Origin of the sequence: Streptomyces macrolidinus (assembly GCF_023887685.1) — a bacterium.
GTDB lineage: Bacteria > Actinomycetota > Actinomycetes > Streptomycetales > Streptomycetaceae > Streptomyces > Streptomyces macrolidinus.
Map to the genome: position 1 here is coordinate 129581 of NZ_JAMWMR010000008.1, position 20067 is coordinate 149647.

Annotated in this window: 19 protein-coding genes; 15 read left to right on the plus strand and 4 right to left on the minus strand. The window is 71.4% G+C overall.

Features of this window, described 5'->3' with window-relative positions; genetic code table 11:
- Positions 1-75: 75 nt before the first annotated feature.
- Positions 76-2475 carry a Tex family protein gene (locus NGF19_RS12490; RefSeq protein WP_252424897.1) on the minus strand — a complete coding sequence of 800 codons (2400 nt, stop codon included), beginning with the start codon at positions 2473-2475 and terminating at the stop codon, positions 76-78.
- Positions 2476-2710: 235 nt separating this feature from the next.
- Here NGF19_RS12490 and NGF19_RS12495 point away from each other — a divergent pair, with 235 nt between their 5' ends.
- Both NGF19_RS12495 and NGF19_RS12500 read left to right on the plus strand, forming a co-directional pair.
- Positions 2711-3664 (plus strand): GlxA family transcriptional regulator, encoded by a 954-nt coding sequence (locus NGF19_RS12495; protein WP_252424898.1) that lies wholly within the window; start codon positions 2711-2713, stop codon positions 3662-3664.
- 42 nt (positions 3665-3706) lie between these two features.
- Complete coding sequence (locus NGF19_RS12500; protein ID WP_252424899.1) at positions 3707-4342, plus strand: DJ-1/PfpI family protein; 636 nt, start codon at positions 3707-3709, stop codon at positions 4340-4342.
- Here NGF19_RS12500 and NGF19_RS12505 read toward each other — a convergent pair.
- Positions 4329-5078 (minus strand): enoyl-CoA hydratase/isomerase family protein, encoded by a 750-nt coding sequence (locus tag NGF19_RS12505; RefSeq protein ID WP_252424900.1) that lies wholly within the window; start codon positions 5076-5078, stop codon positions 4329-4331. The two genes, NGF19_RS12500 and NGF19_RS12505, sit on opposite strands and share 14 nt — an antisense overlap.
- Positions 5079-5335: 257 nt before the next feature.
- Here NGF19_RS12505 and NGF19_RS12510 point away from each other — a divergent pair, with 257 nt between their 5' ends.
- Entirely contained in the window at positions 5336-5845 is a 510-nt protein-coding gene (locus NGF19_RS12510) for an ATP-binding protein (RefSeq protein ID WP_252424978.1), read from the plus strand.
- Positions 5846-5987: 142 nt separating this feature from the next.
- Here the strand turns inward: NGF19_RS12510 and idi are convergent, their stop codons facing one another.
- Positions 5988-6581, minus strand: a complete 594-nt coding sequence (gene idi, locus NGF19_RS12515) for an isopentenyl-diphosphate Delta-isomerase (protein ID WP_252424901.1) — start codon at positions 6579-6581, stop codon at positions 5988-5990.
- A gap of 141 nt (positions 6582-6722) precedes the next feature.
- Positions 6723-7703, minus strand: a complete 981-nt coding sequence (gene galE / locus NGF19_RS12520; RefSeq protein ID WP_252424902.1) for a UDP-glucose 4-epimerase GalE — start codon at positions 7701-7703, stop codon at positions 6723-6725.
- A gap of 341 nt (positions 7704-8044) precedes the next feature.
- On the opposite strand from galE, the gene NGF19_RS12525 reads away from it, so the two are divergent.
- The 12 genes from NGF19_RS12525 (at position 8045) to NGF19_RS12580 (ending at position 20048) form a co-directional block, all read left to right on the plus strand.
- Entirely contained in the window at positions 8045-9877 is a 1833-nt protein-coding gene (locus NGF19_RS12525) for a DUF5941 domain-containing protein (RefSeq protein ID WP_252424979.1), read from the plus strand.
- The gene (locus tag NGF19_RS12530) at positions 9874-10626 is read left to right on the plus strand and encodes a phosphocholine cytidylyltransferase family protein (protein WP_252424903.1); all 753 of its coding nucleotides are present in this window, start codon (positions 9874-9876) and stop codon (positions 10624-10626) included. The genes NGF19_RS12525 and NGF19_RS12530 overlap by 4 nt, the downstream gene beginning before the upstream one ends.
- The gene (locus NGF19_RS12535; protein ID WP_252424904.1) at positions 10614-11678 is read left to right on the plus strand and encodes an iron-containing alcohol dehydrogenase family protein; all 1065 of its coding nucleotides are present in this window, start codon (positions 10614-10616) and stop codon (positions 11676-11678) included. Before NGF19_RS12530 ends, NGF19_RS12535 begins: the two co-directional genes overlap by 13 nt.
- Entirely contained in the window at positions 11656-12435 is a 780-nt protein-coding gene (locus NGF19_RS12540) for a CDP-alcohol phosphatidyltransferase family protein (RefSeq protein ID WP_252424905.1), read from the plus strand. The genes NGF19_RS12535 and NGF19_RS12540 overlap by 23 nt, the downstream gene beginning before the upstream one ends.
- Before the next feature lie 47 nt (positions 12436-12482).
- Positions 12483-13328, plus strand: a complete 846-nt coding sequence (locus NGF19_RS12545) for a glycosyltransferase family 2 protein (protein WP_252424980.1) — start codon at positions 12483-12485, stop codon at positions 13326-13328.
- A gap of 98 nt (positions 13329-13426) precedes the next feature.
- Positions 13427-14356: an ABC transporter permease gene (locus NGF19_RS12550; protein WP_252424906.1), complete on the plus strand. Its 930-nt coding sequence runs from the start codon at positions 13427-13429 to the stop codon at positions 14354-14356.
- Positions 14349-15137, plus strand: coding sequence for an ABC transporter ATP-binding protein (locus tag NGF19_RS12555; protein WP_252424907.1), 789 nt, complete (start codon positions 14349-14351; stop codon positions 15135-15137). Before NGF19_RS12550 ends, NGF19_RS12555 begins: the two co-directional genes overlap by 8 nt.
- 358 nt (positions 15138-15495) lie before the next feature.
- Positions 15496-16398 (plus strand): squalene synthase HpnC, encoded by a 903-nt coding sequence (gene hpnC, locus NGF19_RS12560; protein WP_252424908.1) that lies wholly within the window; start codon positions 15496-15498, stop codon positions 16396-16398.
- Entirely contained in the window at positions 16395-17345 is a 951-nt protein-coding gene (gene hpnD, locus NGF19_RS12565) for a presqualene diphosphate synthase HpnD (protein ID WP_252424909.1), read from the plus strand. The genes hpnC and hpnD overlap by 4 nt, the downstream gene beginning before the upstream one ends.
- Positions 17345-17485 (plus strand): DUF6380 family protein, encoded by a 141-nt coding sequence (locus NGF19_RS12570; RefSeq protein ID WP_252424910.1) that lies wholly within the window; start codon positions 17345-17347, stop codon positions 17483-17485. Before hpnD ends, NGF19_RS12570 begins: the two co-directional genes overlap by 1 nt.
- Positions 17482-18921 (plus strand): hydroxysqualene dehydroxylase HpnE, encoded by a 1440-nt coding sequence (hpnE, locus tag NGF19_RS12575; protein WP_252424911.1) that lies wholly within the window; start codon positions 17482-17484, stop codon positions 18919-18921. The genes NGF19_RS12570 and hpnE overlap by 4 nt, the downstream gene beginning before the upstream one ends.
- The gene (locus NGF19_RS12580; protein WP_252424912.1) at positions 18918-20048 is read left to right on the plus strand and encodes a polyprenyl synthetase family protein; all 1131 of its coding nucleotides are present in this window, start codon (positions 18918-18920) and stop codon (positions 20046-20048) included. The genes hpnE and NGF19_RS12580 overlap by 4 nt, the downstream gene beginning before the upstream one ends.
- The last annotated feature ends 19 nt before the right edge of the window (positions 20049-20067 follow it).

Below are 20067 nucleotides of genomic sequence, written 5' to 3' on the forward strand. Positions count from 1 at the left end.
CGGCCCCTCCGCGACGACGAAGACGAAGACGAAGACGAAGACGAAGACGAAGCGGAGAAGCCGGGCCCACGAACCTCAGCGGCGGCCGTTCTTGGAATCCAGCAGACCCGCGCGCCGCAGCGCGTCGGCCATCGCGCTGTTGGCGGGCGGGGGCGCCTGACGGGACCCGCCGCCCTGACGGGACCCGCCGCCCTGGCGGCCCTGGCGCTGCTGCGGCGGGCGCCCGCCGCGCTGCTGCCGCCGCCCACCGGTGTTGCCCTGCTTGTCCTGCTTGTCCTGCGCGGCGGCCTCGTCGTCCAGGCGCAGCGTCAGCGAGATCCGCTTGCGCGGAATGTCGACGTCGAGGACCTTCACCTTGACGATGTCGCCCGGCTTCACCACGTCCCGCGGGTCCTTGACGAACGTCCTGGACATCGCGGAGACATGGACGAGACCGTCCTGGTGGACGCCGATGTCCACGAAGGCACCGAAGGCGGCCACGTTCGTGACGACCCCCTCCAGGACCATCCCCGAGGACAGGTCGGAGATCTTCTCGACGCCCTCCTTGAACGTGGCCGTCTTGAACGCCGGCCGCGGGTCACGGCCCGGCTTCTCCAGCTCCTTCAGGATGTCGCTCACGGTTGGCAGACCGAACGTCTCGTCCACGAAGTCGGACGGCTTCAGCGAACGCAGCGTCGCCGTGTTGCCGATGAGCGCGGCCACCTCCGCGCCGGAGGTCTTCACCATGCGCCGGACGACGGGGTACGCCTCCGGGTGCACGCTGGAGGCGTCCAGCGGGTCCGTGCCGCCCCGGATGCGCAGGAAGCCCGCGCACTGCTCGAAGGCCTTGGGCCCGAGCCGTGCCACCTTCTTCAGCTCCGTGCGCGAGGCGAACGGGCCGTTGTCGTCACGGTGCTTGACGATGTTCTCCGCGAGCCCGGAGGAGATACCGGAGACACGGGCGAGCAGCGGGGCCGAGGCCGTGTTGACGTCCACGCCCACGCCGTTCACACAGTCCTCGACCACGGCGTCCAGCGAGCGGGACAGCTTCACCTCGGACAGGTCGTGCTGGTACTGGCCGACACCGATGGACTTCGGGTCGATCTTCACCAGCTCGGCCAGCGGGTCCTGGAGGCGGCGGGCGATGGAGACCGCGCCGCGCAACGACACGTCCATGTCCGGCAGTTCCTGCGAGGCGAACGCCGAGGCCGAGTACACCGACGCGCCCGCCTCGGACACCATCACCTTGGTGAGCTTCAACTCCGGGTGCTTGGTGATCAGTTCACCGGCGAGCTTGTCGGTCTCACGGGACGCCGTGCCGTTGCCGATCGCGACCAGCTCGACCGCGTGCTCCTTGGCCAGGCGCGCCAGCTTGGCGATGGCCTCGTCCCACCTGTTGGCCGGGACATGGGGGTGGATGACATCCGTCGCGACGACCTTGCCGGTCGCGTCCACCACGGCGACCTTCACACCCGTACGGAAGCCGGGGTCCAGGCCCAGCGTCGCGCGCGTGCCGGCCGGGGCGGCGAGCAGCAGGTCGCGCAGGTTCGCCGCGAACACCGCCACCGCCTCGTCCTCGGCGGCCGTGCGCAGCCTGAGGCGCAGATCGATGCCGAGATGCACCAGGACGCGGGTGCGCCAGGCCCAACGGACCGTGTCCGTCAGCCACTTGTCGCCCGGTCGGCCACGGTCGGCGATCCCGAAGCGCTGCGCCACGATGCCCTCGTACGACGACGCGGCCGAGGCCGACTCGGCGGGCTCCTCCGGCTCCAGGACGAGATCGAGGACCTCTTCCTTCTCGCCGCGCAGCATCGCGAGGATGCGGTGCGAGGGCAGCTCGGTGAAGGGCTCGGCGAAGTCGAAGTAGTCGGCGAACTTGGCGCCCGCCTCCTCCTTGCCCTCCCGCACCTTGGCGGCCAGCCGCCCGCGCACCCACATCCGCTCGCGCAACTCGCCGATCAGGTCCGCGTCCTCGGAGAAGCGCTCGGTGAGGATCGCCCGCGCGCCGTCCAACGCGGCCTGCGCGTCGGCCACTCCCTTGTCGGCGTCGACGAACGCGGCTGCCGCGGCGAGCGGTTCGACACCGGGGTCACCGAGCAGGCCCTCGGCCAGCGGCTCCAGACCCGCCTCACGCGCGATCTGCGCCTTCGTCCGCCGCTTCGGCTTGAACGGCAGATAGACGTCCTCCAGGCGCGCCTTGGTCTCCGCGCCCCGGATCCGCGCCTCCAACTCCTCGGTGAGCTTGCCCTGCTCCCGTACGGACTCCAGGATCGCCGTCCGCCGCTCCTCCAGCTCGCGCAGATAGCGCAGCCGCTCCTCGAGCGTGCGCAGTTGCGCGTCGTCGAGCAGCTCGGTCGCTTCCTTGCGGTAGCGGGCGATGAAGGGCACCGTCGAACCGCCGTCGAGCAGCTCGACCGCGGCCCGCACCTGCCGCTCCCGTACGCCGAGTTCCTCGGCGATCCTGCTTTCGATGGACCCTGCGAGGGGTGTGGTCACGTCCCGTACCGCCTTCTCCACTGAGGTTGCGCGGCAATTGTGGCAGGTGGCCCCGACAACGGGCGATCAGGGCGCCGATCGGCCACGTCGCTCCGCACCATTCGGCCACGCCGCTCCCCGCCGCTCGGTCACGTGGCTCCGCGCCGGCCAGGGCGACGTGGACGCCGGGAGGTATGGCAGGAAAGGTGGGGTATTCGTCCTTGCGGCCCTTCCCCGACCGGCGAAGAATCGACGTATGCGTACCCTTCTGGTCGTCCTCTTCGACGGCGTGCAGAGCCTGGACGTCACCGGCCCGGTGGAGGTCTTCGCGGGCGCCGAGACGCGCTGCCCGGGGACGTACCGCATCACCACGGCCTCCCTGGACGGCGCTCCCGTCCGCACCTCCAGCGGTCTCACGCTCGTCCCGGACCGTGCCCTCGCCGAGGCGCCCGCCGCGCACACCCTGCTCGTGCCGGGCGGCCAGGGCACCCGCGGTCCCGACCCGCGCCTGGTCGACTGGCTGCGCGCGCACGGCCGCCGTCCCGCGCGGCTGGTCTCCGTCTGCACCGGCGCGGCCCTCCTCGCCCGCGCGGGCCTGCTCGACGGCCGCCGGGCGACCACCCACTGGGCGTACTGCGCGACGCTCGCCCGCCATCACCCCGAGATCGACGTCGACCCCGACCCCATCTACGTACGCGACGGCTCCGTCGCCACCTCGGCCGGTGTCACCTCCGGCATCGACCTCGCCCTGGCCCTCGTCGAGGACGACCTGGGCCGTGAGGCCGCGCTGACCGTCGCCCGCCACCTCGTCGTCTTCCTGCGCCGCCCCGGCAACCAGGCCCAGTTCAGCGCCCAACTCGCCGCCCAGACCGCGCAACGCGAGCCCCTGCGCGAGGTCCAGCAGTGGATCACCGAGCACCCGGACGACGACCTCACCGTGGAGTCGCTCGCCGCGCGGGCGCGGCTGTCCCCTCGCCACTTCGCCCGTGCCTTCCAGTCCGAGACCGGGACGACCCCCGGCCGCTATGTGGACCGCGTCCGCCTCGAACATGCCCGCCGTCTGCTGGAGGACACCGCCGACGGCGTCGAGGAGATCTCCCGCGCCAGCGGCTACGGCACGCCCGAGTCGATGCGCCGTGCCTTCGCGAAGGCTCTCGGCACGGCCCCGGCGGAGTACCGGCGCCGCTTCCGCCCCGCGGCCACCCCCTGACCCCCACCGTCCTGAACCCCACCTCCGACGAAGGGAAGCACCATGCAGATCGCCATCGTCCTCTACGACCGTTTCACCGCCCTGGACGCCGTCGGCCCCTACGAGACCCTCGGCCGCCTCCCCGACGCGGAGACCGTCTTCGTCGCCGAGCAGGCCGGACCCGTACGCACCGACACCGGAGCCCTCGCGCTCACCGCCGACCGGACCCTGGCCGAGGTGCGAAGCCCCGACATCGTGGTCGTCCCCGGCGGCCCCGGCCAGATCCCGCAGACGGAGAACCCCGTACTCCTCGACTGGCTGTGCGCCGCTGACGCCACCAGCACCTGGACGACGTCCGTGTGCACCGGCTCCCTGCTGCTGGCCGCCGCCGGGCTGCTCCAGGGCCGCCGCGCCACCTCGCACTGGCTGGCCCTGGACGCTCTGACCGGGTTCGGCGCCGAACCGACGGGCGAGCGCGTCGTGTTCGACGGCAAGTACGTCACCGCGGCCGGTGTCTCCGCCGGCATCGACATGGGGCTGACCCTGCTCGGCCGGATCGCGGGCGACGAACACGCCCAGGCCGTACAGCTCTTGACCGAGTACGACCCGCAACCGCCCTACGACGCGGGGTCCCCGCTGAAGGCGCCCGCCCACCTCGTGGAGGAGTTCCGCACCAAGAGCCGCTTCAGCCTGGCGTAGTCCAGGTGAACCGCGGCTGCCTGCGCTCGAGGAACGCGGCGACGCCCTCCGCGGCATCGCCGCTGCCGCGCGCCTTCTCGGCCCAGTACGCGTCCCGGTCCGTCCGCCCGTTCGCGAACTCCTTGGTCGCCGCCTGGGCCAGCAGGGAGCGCGAGCCCAGCAGGCGCGTGAACTCCGCCACCCGCTTGCCGAGTTCGCCCTCCGGCAGTACCTCCTCGACCAGCCCCGTACGCAGGGCCCGCGCGGCGTCGATCAACTCGCCCGAGAACAGGAGGTACTTGGTGGTGCCGGGGCCCACCAGCGAGGCCAGCCGCCGGGTGGAGGAGGCCGGGTAGACGATCCCCAGCTTGGCCGGGGTCACCCCGAACAGCGCGCCCTCCTCCGCGAACCGCAGATCGCACGCCGCCGCCAACTGCACGCCGCCGCCCACACAATGACCGCGCACGGCCGCCAGCGTCGGCTTCGGGAACACGGCCAGCGCCTCCTCGGCCCGTACGGCCAGCGCCTGCGCCGCTGTCGGCGACGCGCGCAGCGTGGAGATGTCGGCGCCCGCGCAGAACGTCCCGCCCTCCCCGGTGAGCACCAGCACCCGTACGTCCGGATCGGCGGCCAGCGCGTCGAGCAGGGGCGGCAGGGCCTCCCACATGCCGGCCGTCATGGCGTTCCGCTTGGCCGGGTGGTGGATGACGACGGTCGCGACCCCGTCGGTGACGCTGTGCGGCAACTGCGGCTCCATGGGCCGGATGCTATCCGTACGCCCCGGGCCGTACGGGACGGGGGCGACGGGACCGGGGACCCCGAAGCCGTACAACCCGAAGAGTTCCGAAGGCGAAGCAAGGGGAACAGGAACGGTCGTACGAGCGACCGTGTCATGCGTCGACGGTCAGATGTCGTCGATACCTGCCGATTTGTGTTCAGTCATACGGTGCGGAGCAGTGCGTTCCCAACACTCGATGCGTGGTGACAATCGAGCGCAAGGGTGGCGACCGGACGATGGAGAGCCAAGGGGGAGGGTCCGGCCCACGCCCTGACAGCGGCGGGAACGTACCGGGCGACGGCAGACCAGCGGGGCCGCTGCCGTACGAGGGCGTCTGGCGGTTCACCGCCGCGGCCGTGGACGCCTCGGTGCCGCAGGCGCGGCATGCCGTCCGTGATCTGCTCGGCCGCCAGGGCGTGCCCGCCTCGGACGACACCGTGCAGGCGCTGCTGCTGATCGTCTCCGAGCTGGTCACCAACGCCGTCCGGCACGCGGCGCTGCTGTCGCCGATGCTCGCCGTGGAGGTCGCCGTCGGGCCCGAGTGGGTGCGGGTGGCGGTGGAGGACAGCCATCCCTACCGCCCCAGCGCCCTGGAGGCCGACCACGGTCAGACCGGCGGCCGGGGGCTGCTCCTGGTGCGAGAGATCACCAAGGAGGCGGGAGGGGCGTGCCATGTGGAGCACACGGCGAGCGGCGGGAAGGTGATCTGGGCCGCCCTGCCGCTGAAACCCGTATGGGCGGGCTGAGTTCACCGAACCCGTAGGGACGGACGAGCCCGTAGGGACGGACGAGCCCGTAGGGGCCGATGGGTCCGTCCGTAGGGACCAGATGCGTCTCGTGGGGACCAGCGGGGTCCGTCCGGCCGCGCGGGCCGGACGGACCCCTGGTTCACCAGCCCGCCGACGTACCCGTCAGCTCCCGGACCGCGGGCCGCGCCGCGTCCAGGACCGTCATGAACCACGCCGAGAAGGTGTCCTTCGCGTGCCGCTCCGCCAGCTCCTCCGGCGTCACGAAGGCCGTCGCGGCGACCTCCTCCGGGTCGGGGTGCACGGTGGACTGCACCAGCCCCACGAACAGGTGGTTGAACTCCTGCTCCACCAGGCCCGAGGCCGGGTCCGGGTGGTTGTAGCGGACCGTGCCCGCCTCGGCGAGCAGCGAGGGGGAGACCCCCAGCTCCTCGTACGTCCGCCGGGCCGCCGCCGCGAACGGGGCCTCGCCCGGGTAGGGGTGGCCGCAGCAGGTGTTCGACCAGACACCGGGGGAGTGGTACTTGCCCAGCGCCCGCTGCTGCAACAGCAGACGGCCCTGCTCGTCGAAGAGGAACACGGAGAACGCCCGGTGCAGTTGGCCCGGCGCCTGATGGGCGGTGAGCTTCTCCGCGGTGCCGATCGTGGTGCCGTTCTCGTCGACGAGCTCCAGCAAGATGGCTTCGGCGTTGCCGTTCGACGCACGGTTCGTCGCAGTGGCAGGTGTGATCGGCATACCCATCCTTCGCATCGGTTGTTCAGCCCCAAGTCTGCCGTACGGATCGTCGGCTGTTCGATCTTGCCCTGCGCCTCGGGCGGGGAATCCCGCCGCCGTGTTCCGATCACGGGTCCTCCCGCCGGTCAGGGGTGCTCCCGGTCAGGCGCGACGGGCCTCTGGGTGGTGCAGCAGCCAGCCCTGCCAGGCCGACTCCACCATGTCGCGCAGCCCGCGCCGCGCGCTCCAGCCCAGCTCCCGCTCGGCCAGCGCGGCCGACGCGACCGCGCGCGGCGCGTCACCGGGCCTGCGCGGCTCGACGATCGCGGGCGTGGGATCCCCGGTCACGTCGCCGATGAGGGTGACGAGTTCACGGACCGACACGCCTTCGCCGCGGCCGATGTTCACGGTCAGATCGCCGTCCGCGCCCCCGGCCAGCCGCCGGGCCGCCGCGAGGTGCGCGTCGGCGAGGTCGGCGACATGGATGTAGTCACGGACACAGGTGCCGTCCGGCGTCGGGTAGTCGGCGCCGAAGATCCGCGGGGCCTCGCCCCGGGTCAGCCGGTCGAAGACCATCGGTACGACGTTGAAGACACCGGTGTCGGCCAGCTCCGGCTCGGCCGCGCCCGCGACGTTGAAGTAGCGCAGGCACACGGTCGCGATGCCGTGCGCCCGGCCCGCCGCCCGGACCAGCCACTCGCCCGCGAGCTTCGTCTCGCCGTACGGGTTCACCGGGGCACAGGGCGTCCGCTCCGTGATGGTGTCCACGTCGGGGTTGCCGTAGACGGCCGCGGACGAGGAGAACAGGAACCGCTGGACACCGGCCTCCGCGACGGCGTTCAGCAGTGTCGCGAGTCCGCCCACGTTCTCCTGGTAGTAGCGCGTCGGCTGGGCCACCGACTCGCCGACCTGCTTGCGCGCGGCGAGGTGGACCACCCCGGTCACCGCGTGCTCCGCGAAGACCCGCTTCAGCAGCTCACCGTCCAGCGTGGAACCGTGGACGAGCGGAATGCCGGCCGGAAGCCGCGTGCGCGCCCCGGCCGAGAGGTCGTCCAGGACGAGGACGCGCTCACCGTCCGCGGCCATCGCCCGCGCCACGTGTGACCCGATGTATCCGGCCCCGCCGGTGATCAGCCATGTCATGGCCCCCCACCCTATGCCCGCGCGGTGAACAACAGTCGTCGTCCATACGTCCCCGTCCTGTGCTGTGACACCTCCCACACGCGACCGATGTGTAGGCGTAATGCGACGAATAGGCGGATATGGGCGCGCAGTTTGGAGCGTGCCCCTTCGATCCCCGATGATGATCGCGGCGGCGGCCCCGCGGACGGCGTCGACATCAGCCCGTGAACGGTCGGTGAATTCCGGCCTCCAGGCATCCGATAGCCTCTGCCGACATGCCGCCCCTGGCCTGTGCCCCGGGTGTCCGCACCACATACAAGACCGGCGCCCGCGCGTGCCGGGCCTTAAGGGAGTGAGTTCGTCTGTCGACCGCCATCCTCACCGGACAGCCGGTCCCCGGATCGTCGCTCGAGGGCGATCTGCGGTCGCTCGGCTTCGACGTGCGGGTCGCCACCGACGCCGGTGACACCGAGACGCTCCTCGCGGTCGTACCGGCGGACCAGCGGGTCGCGCTCGTCGACGCCCGATTCGTGGGCCATCCGCACGCGCTGCGCCTCGGCCTCACCGACCCCCGCTTCCCGGCCGCCGCCCTGCCCGGCGCCGTCACCGCCCAGCCCGCGGCCCGCCAGGCGCTCACCCGCGCCCTCGCCCGAGAGCACTCCGCGGTGACCGACCAGGCGTCCGCCACGACCACCGCCGTGGTCGGGCAGACCGGCACCGGCAGCCTCGCCGAACGCATCACCGCGGCGCTCGACTCCGACGGCGTCCCGGTCCACCGCCCCGAACTCGGCACCCTGGTCGCCACCGTCCCCGCCGACCCCCAGGCCCGCAACGAAGCCCGGCAGGCGGTCGCCGCCGTCGACGACGAGGCCGTCCGGCTGCGCAGCGCCGTCAAGGCCCGCGACGGCTTCTTCACCACGCACTGCATCAGCCCGTACTCGCGCTACATCGCCCGCTGGTGCGCCCGCCGCGGTCTGACCCCCAACCAGGTCACCACCGCCTCGCTGCTCACCGCCCTGATCGCGGCGGGCAGCGCGGCCACCGGCACCCGCGGCGGCTTCGTGGCCGCGGGCATCCTGCTGATCCTCTCCTTCGTCCTCGACTGCACCGACGGTCAGCTCGCCCGCTACTCGCTCCAGTACTCCACGCTCGGCGCCTGGCTCGACGCCACCTTCGACCGCGCCAAGGAGTACGCCTACTACGCCGGTCTCGCCCTCGGCGCGGCCCGCGGCGGCGACGACGTATGGGCGCTCGCCCTCGGCGCGATGGTCCTGCAGACCTGCCGCCACGTCGTCGACTTCGCCTTCAACGAGGCGAACCACGACGCGACCGCCAACACCAGCCCCACCGCCGCCCTGTCGGGCCGCCTCGACAGCGTCGGCTGGACGGTCTGGGCGCGCCGCATGATCGTCCTGCCGATCGGTGAACGCTGGGCCATGATCGCCGTGCTGACGGCGCTCACCACCCCGCGGATCACGTTCGTCGTGCTGCTCATCGGCTGCGCCTTCGCCGCCGCCTACACCACGGCGGGGCGCGTCCTGCGCTCCCTCACCCGCCGCGCCACGCGCACCGACCGCGCGGCGCGGGCCCTGAAGGACCTGACGGACAGCGGTCCGCTCGCCGAACTGCTCGTCCGTGTCATGCCCGGCAACTCTCGTGTGACGGCGCATTTCAGCGCCGCCGTCGGCGCCGTCCTCGTCACCCTCTCCGCCTGGCTGTGGGGCGCGGGCTGGCAGGTCGTCCTCTGCGCGGCCGTCTACGTCCTGCTGTCGGCCGCAGCGGTCGGACACCCCCTCAAGGGCGCCCTCGACTGGCTGGTCCCCCCGTTCTTCCGCGCCGCCGAGTACGGCACGGTCCTGATCCTCGCGGCCAAGGCGGGCGGAAACGGCGTACTGCCGGCGGCATTCGGGCTGGTCGCGGCCGTCGCCTACCATCACTACGACACGGTGTACCGCATCCGCGGAGACGCCGGCGCGCCGCCGTCCTGGCTGGTGCGCAGCATCGGGGGACACGAAGGCCGGACGCTGCTTGTCGCCGTCCTGGCCACGCTGCTCACAGCGGCACTGTTCAAGCTCGCGCTCACGGCGCTCGCCGTCTGCGTGGCCCTGCTGGTGCTCGGTGAGAGCATCCGCTTCTGGGTCGCCGCCCACAAGGGTGGCGCACCCGCCGTACACGATGAAGGAGAACCCGCATGATCGGCCTCGTGCTGGCGGCCGGCGCCGGACGGCGCCTGCGCCCCTACACCGACACCCTGCCCAAGGCGCTGGTGCCGGTGGGGCCCGAGGGCGACGAGGAGAGCCTCACGGTCCTCGACCTGACCCTCGGCAACTTCGCCGAGGTGGGCCTGACCGAGGTCGGGATCATCGTCGGCTACCGCAAGGAGGCCGTCTACGAGCGCAAGGAGGCCCTGGAGCAGAAGTACGGCCTCAAGCTGACGCTCATCGACAACGACAAGGCCGAGGAGTGGAACAACGCCTACTCCCTGTGGTGCGGTCGTGACGCCCTCAAGGACGGCGTGATCCTCGCCAACGGCGACACCGTCCACCCGGTCTCCGTCGAGAAGACGCTGCTCGCCGCCCGCGGCGACGGCAAGAAGATCATCCTCGCCCTCGACACGGTGAAGAACCTCGCCGACGAGGAGATGAAGGTCGTCGTGGACCCCGCCAAGGGCGTGCAGAGGATCACCAAGCTGATGGAGCCCTCCGAGGCCACCGGCGAGTACATCGGCGTCACCCTCATCGAGGGCGAGGCCGCCGCGGAGCTGGCCGACGCGCTGAAGACCACCTTCGAGCGCGACCCCCAGCTCTACTACGAGGACGGCTACCAGGAGCTGGTCAACCGCGGCTTCACGATCGACGTGGCGCCGATCGGCGAGGTGAAGTGGGTCGAGATCGACAACCACGACGACCTCGCCAAGGGCCGGGAGATCGCGTGCCAGTACTGACGAGGCTGATCCCCTCGCCGGTCGTGGTCGACATCCGGCCGAAGGCGCTCGATGATCTGGCGACGATCCTGTCCGACCAGCGCATCGCGCCCTCCGGCCGGCTGGCCTTCGCGATCAGTGGGGGGTCCGGCCGGGTGCTGCGCGAGCGGTTCGCCCCGGCGTTCCCGCGGGCCGACTGGTTCGAGGACGCCGACGGGACCATCGACGGCGCGGTCAAGCTCGCCGACTCCATCAAGAAGGCCGGCCGCTACGACGCGGTCATCGGCCTCGGTGGCGGCAAGATCATCGACTGCGCCAAGTACGCCGCCGCGCGAGTGGGCCTGCCGCTCGTCGCCGTGGCCACCAACCTGGCCAACGACGGCCTGTGCTCGCCCGTCGCGACGCTCGACAACGACGCGGGCCGCGGCTCCTACGGTGTGCCGAACCCGATCGGCATCATCATCGACCTCGATGTGATCCGCGCGGCCCCGCCCAAGTTCGTACGCGCGGGCATCGGCGACGTGATCTGCAAGATCTCCGCCGTCGCCGACTGGGAGCTGTCGCACCGTGAGAACGGCGAGCAGATCGACGGTCTCGCCGCCGCGATGGCCCGGCAGGCCGCCGAGGCGGTCCTGCGCCACCCCGGTGGCGTCAACGATGACAGGTTCCTGACGACACTGGCCGAGTCCCTGGTGCTGTGCGGCATCTCGATGTCCGTCGCCGGTGACAGCCGTCCGGCCTCGGGCGCCTGCCACGAGATCAGCCACGCCTTCGACCTGACCTTCCCCAAGCGCGCGGCGCTCCACGGCGAGCAGTGCGGCCTCGGCGGCGTGTTCGCGACGTTCCTCAGGGGCGACCGGGAGACCGCGGGCCGGATGGCCGACGTACTGCGCCGCCACGGCCTGCCCGTCCTGCCGGACGACATCGGGTTCTCCGTGGACGAGTTCGTCAAGGTCGTGGAGTTCGCTCCGCAGACCAGGCCCGGCCGCTACACGATCCTCGAACACCTCGACCTGAAGACCAACCAGATCAAGGACGCATACGCCGACTATGTCAAGGCCATCGGTAGCTGAACTCCGCCCCGTCGTTCACCCGGAAGGGGTGAAGGACCGGCGCAGCGGTGAGCACTGGGCGGGACGCCTCTACATGCGGGAGATCTCCCTGCGGGTGGACCGCTACCTGGTGAACACCAGGGTCACGCCCAACCAGTTGACCTACCTGATGACCGTCTGCGGCGTCCTCGCCGCCCCGGCCCTGCTGGTGCCGGGGGTGGCGGGCGCCGTGCTCGGCGTGGTGGCGGTCCAGCTCTATCTGCTCCTCGACTGCGTGGACGGCGAACTCGCCCGCTGGAAGAAGCAGTACTCGCTCGCCGGGGTGTACCTCGACCGGGTGGGTGCCTACCTCACCGACGCGGCGGTCCTGGTCGGCTTCGGCCTACGCGCCGCCGACCTGTGGGGCACCGGCCGCATCGACTGGCTGTGGGCCTTCCTCGGCACCCTCGCCGCCCTCGGCGCCATCCTCATCAAGGCCGAGACCGACCTCGTGGGCGTCGCCCGGCACCAGGGCGGGCTGCCGCCGGTCAAGGAGGCGGCCTCCGAGCCGCGTTCCTCCGGCATGGCGCTGGCCCGCAAGGCCGCGGCGGCCCTGAAGTTCCACCGGCTGATCCTCGGCATCGAGGCCTCCCTGCTGATCCTGGTCCTCGCGATCGTGGACACGGTCCGCGGCGACCTGTTCTTCTCCCGGCTCGGCGTCGCCGTGCTGGCCGCCATCGCCCTGCTCCAGACCCTGCTCCACCTCGTGTCCGTCCTCGCCTCCAGCAGGCTGAAGTGAGCGGCCACGCCGGAGGCGCCGCCAAGGTCGGCGCAGTCGTCATCACGATGGGCAACCGCCCGGCCGAACTCCGCGCCCTGCTGGACTCGGTGGCCACCCAGGACGGTGCCCCCGTCGAGGTCGTCGTGGTCGGCAACGGCTCACCCGTCCCGGACGTCCCCGCGGGCGTCCGCACGGTCGAACTGCCCGAGAACCTCGGCATCCCCGGCGGCCGCAACGTCGGCATCGAGGCCTTCGGTCCGGGCGGCACCGACGTCGACATCCTGCTGTTCCTGGACGACGACGGCCTCCTGGCCCGCCCCGACACCGCGGAGCTGTGCCGCGAGGCCTTCGCCGCCGACCCGGAACTGGGCATCATCAGCTTCCGCATCGCCGACCCCGACACCGGCGAGACCCAGCGGCGCCATGTCCCCCGGCTGCGCGCCTCCGACCCGATGCGCTCCTCCCGGGTGACCACGTTCCTCGGCGGCGCCAACGCCGTCCGTACGAAGGTCTTCGCCGAGGTCGGCGGGTTGCCGGACGAGTTCTTCTACGCCCATGAGGAGACCGACCTGGCCTGGCGGGCGCTGAACGCCGGCTGGATGATCGACTACCGGTCGGACATGGTGCTGTACCACCCCACGACCGCCCCCTCGCGGCACGCGGTCTACCACCGCATGGTCGCCCGCAACCGCGTCTGGCTGGCCCGCCGCAACCTCCCCCTCCTCCTCGTCCCGGTGTACCTGGGCGTCTGGATGCTGCTGACCCTGCTGCGCCGACCCTCGCGGGCGGCCCTCAAGGCGTGGTTCGGCGGGTTCCGGGAGGGCTGGACGACACGCTGCGGGCCCCGGCGACCCATGAAGTGGCGTACGGTATGGCGGCTGACCCGACTGGGCCGTCCTCCCGTCATCTGACAAGCTCTTTACTCGACAGCACGCGGGCGGGGTCCGGACCCCGGCTCCCGCCCGTGCCGGCAGGCTGCGCAACCCGAAGACGGAAAGTTCTCCAACCTGTGAGTGAGACAACGCATGACGGCGGAGTCGCGGTGAGCACCCGCCCCTCGCCCGATGACGGACTGACACCGACCGAGCTGGCCACCAAGTACGGGCTCGCGGTCAGCGGCGCCCGGCCGGGCCTCGCCGACTACGTCCGCCAACTGTGGGGACGACGTCACTTCATCCTCGCCTTCTCACAGGCGAAGCTCACCGCCCAGTACAGCCAGGCCAAGCTCGGCCAGCTCTGGCAGGTGGCCACCCCGCTGCTGAACACGCTCGTGTACTACCTGATCTTCGGCGTGATCATGAAGGCCGGGCGGGGCATGTCGCGTGAGACGTACATCCCGTTCCTGGTGACGGGTGTCTTCGTCTTCACCTTCACCCAGAGCTCGGTCATGGCCGGTGTCCGCGCGATCTCCGGCAACCTCGGCCTGGTACGGGCCCTGCACTTCCCGCGGGCCTCGCTGCCCATCTCGTTCGCGCTCCAGCAGCTCCAGCAGTTGCTCTTCTCGATGATCGTGCTGTTCGCCGTGGCGATGGCGTTCGGCAGCTACCCGAGCCTGTCCTGGGTGCTGATCGTCCCGGTCCTGGCGCTCCAGTTCCTCTTCAACACGGGTCTCGCGCTGATCGTGGCGCGGCTCGGCGCCAAGACCCCGGACCTGGCCCAGTTGATGCCGTTCCTGCTGCGGACCTGGATGTACGCGTCCGGCGTCATGTTCTCCATCAACACCATGCTGGCCGGTCGCCCCGAGTGGATCATGCGTGCGCTCCAGATGAACCCGGCGGCCATCTACATGGACCTGATGCGCTTCGCCCTCATCAAGGACTACGGCGCCTCGAACCTCCCGCCGCATGTCTGGGCCATCGCGCTGTTCTGGGCCGTCGTCGTCTTCGCCGGCGGGTTCGTGTACTTCTGGAAGGCTGAGGAGCGGTACGGCCGTGGCTGAGCAGAACACCGGGGCACGGGTCCCCACCGTCATCGCGGACGAGCTGCACATCGTCTACCGCGTCAACGGCGCGAGGACCGGCAAGGGCAGCGCCACCGCCGCCCTCAGCCGCATCCTCAAGCGAGGCTCCGACGACTCGGCGCGCGGGGTGCGCAAGGTGCACGCGGTCAAGGGCGTCTCCTTCGTCGCCTACCGCGGTGAGGCCATCGGCCTGATCGGCTCCAACGGTTCGGGCAAGTCGACGCTGCTGCGCGCCATCGCGGGACTGCTGCCCGCCGAGCGGGGCAGGGTCTACACCGACGGCCAGCCCTCCCTCCTCGGCGTCAACGCGGCCCTGATGAACGATCTGACGGGCGAGCGCAACGTCATCCTGGGCGGCCTCGCCATGGGAATGTCCCGGGAGCAGATAAGGGAGCGTTACCAGGACATCGTCGACTTCTCCGGCATCAACGAGAAGGGCGACTTCATCACCCTGCCCATGCGCACCTATTCCTCCGGTATGGCGGCGCGGCTGCGGTTCTCCATCGCGGCGGCCAAGGACCATGACGTCCTCATGATCGACGAGGCCCTGGCCACCGGTGACCGCAAGTTCCAAAAGCGCTCCGAGAACCGCATCAAGGAGTTGCGCAAGGAGGCCGGAACGGTGTTTCTGGTCAGCCACAACAACAAGTCGATCCGTGACACCTGCAACCGCGTCCTGTGGCTGGAACGCGGCGAACTGCGCATGGACGGCCCGACCGAAGAGGTCCTGAAGGAGTACGAGAAGTTCACGGGCAAGTAGGCCCGAGGCCGGGGGCCCCGCCGGAACGTTCCGGCGGGGCCCTGCGTTTGCAAATAGGGTGCCAACTCCGTTGAAGCCGGGGAAGCTTGACACTGATCGGTGTGTTGTTGTGATGTGCAGAACACCCCGGCCTGAGCGGACCGCGTTGTACAACGTAAGCTGTACCGGTCCTGATTCGCGGCAAGTGGGGCGATAATGCCCTGCACCCTCCCCTGCCGTAGTGCGCGGACCGCCGGGCGGCGTGTCCGAAATAGGGTGTATTGGGTCGTCGGTGTAGAAACGGAGATGTGACGGCAATGGCTACGGATAGTCTCCGACTCTGCGAGGCATGTGCCGTCTTCGCGTCGGGTGGCGAGCGGTGACCGAAGCTGGGACGGCGCGCACCGGCGATCCCGAGCGCGACACCCTCGACAAGGCCGCGGAGGAGAACTTCCCCGTGGCGCCGTTCTTCCTGCCCCGCGTCTGGCGTACGGATCTGATGGCCGTCTACGGCTTCGCCCGGCTCGTCGACGACATCGGTGACGGCGACCTCGCCCCCGGCGGTGCCGACGCCCGGCTTCTCGGTGTGTCGCCGCAGGAGGCCGAGGACCGCCTCGCCCTCCTCGACGCCTTCGAGGCGGACCTGCGCCGGGTCTTCGAGTCGACGCCGAAGCACCCCCTGCTGACGCGCCTTCAGGCCACGGTCCGGCGCGTGGATCTCACCCCGCAGCCGTTCCTCGACCTGATCGCCGCCAACCGTCAGGACCAGGTCGTCCGGCGGTACGAGACCTACGACGACCTGCTCGCCTACTGCGAACTGTCCGCCAACCCGGTCGGACGGCTCGTCCTCGCGGTCACGGGCACCTCCACCCCCGAGCGTGTCCGTCGCTCCGAGATGATCTGCACGGCGTTGCAGATCGTGGAACACCTCCAGGACGTCGCGGAGGACCTCGGCCGCGACCGTATCTACCTGCCCCTCGAGGACATGAAGCGGTTTCATGTCCAGGAGGCGGACCTCGCCACGCGCACAGCAGGCGCATCGGTGCGCGCCCTGGTCGCGTACGAAGCAGAACGCGCCCGCGATCTCCTGAATGAAGGCGCCCCCCTCGTGGGTAGCGTCCACGGCAGGCTGAGGCTGCTGCTTGCGGGCTTCGTGGCGGGAGGAAGGGCGGCGATCGAGGCGATCGTCGCCGCCGAACACGACGTACTTCCCGGCCCCCCCAAGCCCAGCAGGCTCCAGTTGCTGCGCGAGGTGGGCGTGACTCTGCGAGGAGAGGGGTGATCCGGACCGTGGAGTCGGAACAGCACGCGTCCCCGCCAGTACTCGCCGCGTACAGCTACTGCGAGACCGTGACCGGGCAGCAGGCCCGTAACTTCGCCTATGGCATCAGACTTCTGCCGACGCCCAAGCGTCGCGCGATGTCGGCGCTGTACGCGTTCTCCCGGCGGGTCGACGACATCGGCGACGGTGTCCTCGCGACCGACGTCAAGGCGACGCGGCTGGCGGAGACGCGGGCCCTGCTGGCGCGGATCCGCGACGGCGAGGTGGCCGAGGACGACACCGACCCGGTGGCGGTCGCCCTCGCCCATGCCGCCCGGCACTTCCCGATCCCGCTCGGCGGTCTCGACGAGCTGATCGACGGCGTCCTCATGGACGTACGCGGCGCGACCTACGAGACCTGGGACGACCTGAAGGCCTACTGCCGCTGTGTGGCCGGGGCCATCGGACGGCTCTCCCTCGGCGTGTTCGGTACGGAACCGGGCGCGCGCGGCGCCGAACGCGGTCCCGAGTACGCGGACACGCTCGGCCTCGCGCTGCAACTCACCAACATCCTGCGCGACGTCCGCGAGGACGCCGAGGGCGGCCGTGTCTACCTGCCCGCCGACGACCTGGCCAAGTTCGGCTGCTCGGCCGGGTTCCAGGGGCCGACGCCGCCGGAGGGCTCCGACTTCGCCGGCCTGGTGCACTTCGAAGTACGCCGTGCCCGCGCCCTGTTCGCCGAGGGCTACCGGCTGCTGCCCCTGCTCGACCGGCGCAGCGGCGCCTGCGTGGCCGCCATGGCCGGCATCTACCGGCGGCTGCTCGACCGCATCGAGCGCGAGCCCGAGGCCGTGCTGCGCGGCCGTGTCTCGCTGCCCGGCCGGGAGAAGGCGTACGTCGCCGTGCGCGGACTCTCCGGTCTCGACACCCGCCATGTGTCCCGGCGGACCGTCAGGAGGCGTGCCTGATGGACCGTCCGGATCCAGAGGGTCGGATCGGCGAAAAGCGGCAGGCAACCCTCCGGTGCGGCGCGGCGTCCCTGACGGAGACGGCCCGCCGTGCATCGTTCAAGCACCATGGCGGACCGGCAGGGGAGGCAGCACGATGAGCGACGGCACACGGATCGAGGGCACGGCGGCGGACAGCGCCGACCGCCCCGAGAGGCCGTCCGCCCGCGGGACGTCCGCCGTGGTCGTCGGCGCGGGACTCGCCGGGACCACCGCCGCGCTCGCCCTCGCCGACGCCGGGGTGCGCGTCACCCTGCTGGAAGGACGCCCGCGTCTGGGCGGTCTCGCCTTCTCCTTCCAGCGCGGAGACCTGACCGTCGACAACGGACAGCACGTCTACCTGCGCTGCTGCACCGCCTATCGCTGGCTCCTCGACCGGATCGACGCGACCGCGCTGGCGCCCGTGCAGGATCGTCTCGACGTGCCCGTTCTCGACGCGGACGCCGCTCCCGGACGACGGCTCGGCAGACTCCGGCGCGACGCCCTGCCCGTACCCCTGCATCTCGGACGCAGCCTGGCCACCTACCCCCATCTCTCGCTCGCCGAGCGCGCCAAGGTGGGGCGCGCCGCACTGGCACTGCGCTCGCTCGACCCCTCGGACCCCGCGCTCGACGCGCAGGACTTCGGCAGTTGGCTCGCCGCGCACGGTCAGTCGGCGCGGGCCGTCGAGGCACTGTGGGACCTGGTCGGGGTCGCCACCCTCAACGCGGTGGCCGCCGATGCCTCGCTCGGGCTCGCCGCGATGGTGTTCAAGACGGGTCTGCTGTCCGACCCCGGCGCCGCGGACATCGGCTGGGCCCGCGTCCCGCTGGGTGAACTGCACGACCGGCTGACGCGCAAGGCGCTCGACTCCGCGGGCGTGCGTACCGAGGTCCGTACACGCGTCACCTCCCTCTCCCCTCACGGGAACGGGCGTTGGAGCGTCCAGGTTCCCGGGGAGCGCATCGAGGCCGACGCGGTCGTCCTCGCCGTGCCGCAGCGCGAGGCCCATGACCTGCTGCCCGCCGGCGCCCTCGACGCCCCCGAGCGGCTCCTCGACATCGGCACCGCGCCGATCCTCAACGTCCATGTCGTCTACGACCGCAAGGTCCTGGAGCGGCCGTTCTTCGCCGCCCTCGGCTCCCCGGTGCAGTGGGTCTTCGACCGCACCGCGGCCTCCGGACTGCGCGAGGGCCAGTACCTCGCGCTGTCGCAGTCGGCCGCGCAGGACGACATCGACCAGCCCGTCGCGGCACTGCGCGAGCGCTATCTGCCGGAACTCCGGCGGCTGTTGCCCGCGACCCGCCGCGCCGAGGTGAAGGACTTCTTCGTGACCCGGGAGCGTACGGCGACGTTCGCTCCCGCCCCCGGCGTCGGGCGGCTGCGGCCCGGCGCCCACACCAAGGCACCCGGCCTGTATCTGGCCGGAGCGTGGACCGCCACCGGGTGGCCCGCGACCATGGAGAGTGCGGTCCGCAGCGGCGTCAGTGCGGCGGGCGCCGCCCTGAACGCCCTGGGCCACTCCGGCGCCCGCCTCCCTTTCGAGGAGGCGGCATGAGCGCCGATCCGCACGAGAGAGGCCCCCGCACCCCCGGTAACGCAACAAGAGGAGAGACTGTGCCCACTGTGCCCCCGGCCGAGAAGGCTGCCGACGCGGTGGACGTGTCCGCGCTTCTGGAGCGCGGCCGGACCCTGGCCGCCCCCGTGCTGCGGGCGGCCGTCGAGCGCCTGGCACCGCCCATGGACACCGTCGCCGCCTACCACTTCGGCTGGATCGACGCCGAGGGCCACCCCGCGGAAGGCCACGGCGGCAAGGCCGTGCGCCCCGCACTGGCGCTGCTGTCCGCCCAGGCCGCGGGCGCGGCCCCCGAAGTGGGCGTACCCGGCGCCGTCGCGGTCGAGTTGGTGCACAACTTCTCCCTGCTGCACGACGACCTGATGGACGGCGACGAACAGCGCCGCCACCGCGACACCGTGTGGAAGGTCCACGGCCCCGCCCAGGCCATCCTCGTCGGTGACGGCCTGTTCGCCCTCGCCAACGAGATCCTGCTGGAACTCGGCACGGTCGAGGCCGGGCGCGCCACCCGCCGTCTGACCACCGCCACCCGCGCCCTGATCGACGGTCAGGCACAGGACATCTCCTACGAGCACCGCGACCGCGTCACCGTCGCGGAGTGCCTGGAGATGGAGGGCAACAAGACGGGCGCCCTGCTCGCCTGCGCCTCCTCCATCGGCGCCGTCCTCGGCGGCGCCGACGACCGCACCGCCGACACCCTGGAGCGGTACGGCCATCACCTCGGCCTCGCCTTCCAGGCCGTCGACGACCTCCTCGGCATCTGGGGCGACCCGGACGCCACCGGGAAGCAGACCTGGAGCGATCTGCGGCAGCGCAAGAAGTCCCTGCCGGTCGTGGCCGCGCTCGCGGCGGGTGGTCCGGCCTCCGAGCGGCTCGGCGAGATCCTCGCCGAGGACGCCAAGAGCAGTGACTTCGAGAACTTCTCCGAGGAGGAGTTCGCCGCGCGCGCCGCGCTCATCGAGGAGGCGGGCGGCCGGGAGTGGACCGCCCAGGAAGCGCGCCGCCAGCACACCATCGCCATCGAGGCCCTGCACTCGGTCGACATGCCCCCGCAGGTGCGCGCGCAGTTCACGGCGCTCGCCGACTTCGTCGTCGTACGAAAGAGATGATCACTATCGGTCGAATACA